The sequence below is a fragment of the Coprococcus sp. ART55/1 genome, assembly GCF_000210595.1.
Classification (GTDB): domain Bacteria; phylum Bacillota; class Clostridia; order Lachnospirales; family Lachnospiraceae; genus Coprococcus; species Coprococcus aceti.
Genome location: NC_021018.1, coordinates 2,527,106 through 2,528,272, shown reverse-complemented (window position 1 = coordinate 2,528,272; position 1,167 = coordinate 2,527,106). Strand labels below are relative to the sequence as shown.

The window sequence follows — 1,167 nt, the reverse complement described above, 5'->3', positions numbered from 1 at the left end:
CATTTGCAGGAGAGTCTCAGGCGAGAAATAAGTATACCTATTTGCTTCTGTAGCGAAAAAGGAAGGCTATGAGCAGATGTCTGCATTATTTTTAAAGACCGCAGATAATGAGAAAGAACATGCAAAGATGTGGTTCAAGGAATTAGCAGGAATTGGTGATACAAAGAAAAATCTGGCGGCAGCTGCAGAAGGCGAGAATTATGAGTGGACAGATATGTATGAAGGCTTTGCGAAAACAGCCGAAGAAGAAGGTTTCCCTGAGCTTGCAGCAAAATTCAGAGCAGTAGGAGAAATTGAGAAGCATCATGAGGAGAGATATCGTGCACTTCTTAAGAATATTGAAACTGCACAGGTATTTGAAAAGAGTGAAGTTAAGGTATGGGAATGCCGTAACTGCGGACATATCGTGGTAGGAACAAAGGCTCCTGAGGTATGTCCGGTATGTAATCATCCACAGAGCTATTTTGAAGTACATGAAGAGAATTATTAAGGAGATGAGATTATTACGAAAAAGCAAGTGATTAATTCAAAAAAAGCAGTAATGATAGGCTGTGGTTTTGTCGGTTCTGCGTCAGTCTTTGCTTTAATGCAGAGTGGCTTGTTTACAGAGATTGTCCTTATCGATGCAGATAAGAACAAGGCAGAAGGAGAAGCGATGGATATCAGTCATGGTATTCCATTTGCGAGTCCGATGAAAATATATGCCGGAGATTATGATGATGTGGCTGATGCTGCAATTGTTGTCATATCTGCCGGAGCGGGACAGAAACCGGGAGAGACAAGGCTTGATCTCGTAAATAAAAATGTAGCAATATTTAAGTCAATCATTCCTGAAATAGCAAAGAGAAATTTTGCAGGTATCATGCTTGTAGTTGCGAATCCGGTAGATATCCTGACTCAGGTAGCCATAAAGTTATCAGGACTTCCAGAAAACAGGGTTATTGGATCGGGTACTGTGTTAGATAGTGCCAGATTAAGATATAAGCTTGGTGAGCATTTATCTGTGGACAGCAGGAGTGTTCATGCATTTATAGTAGGTGAGCATGGAGACAGCGAAGTTGTAGCATGGTCATCAGCCAATGTATCTGGTGTTCCATTAAGTGAAATGTGTGAAATGCGTGGACATTACAAGCACAAGGAAAACACGGCAGAAATAGCTACAGCAGT

At 41.2% G+C, this 1,167-nt stretch carries 1 protein-coding gene and 1 pseudogene; both read left to right on the top strand.

The window, feature by feature from the left end:
• Positions 1–490 (top strand): annotated as a pseudogene (gene rbr / locus CCU_RS11360) (rubrerythrin); the annotation flags it as partial.
• 51 nt (positions 491–541) lie between these two features.
• Positions 542–1,167 (top strand): lactate/malate family dehydrogenase (locus tag CCU_RS11355; protein WP_208896390.1); only part of this gene is annotated, 626 nt, incomplete at its 3' end.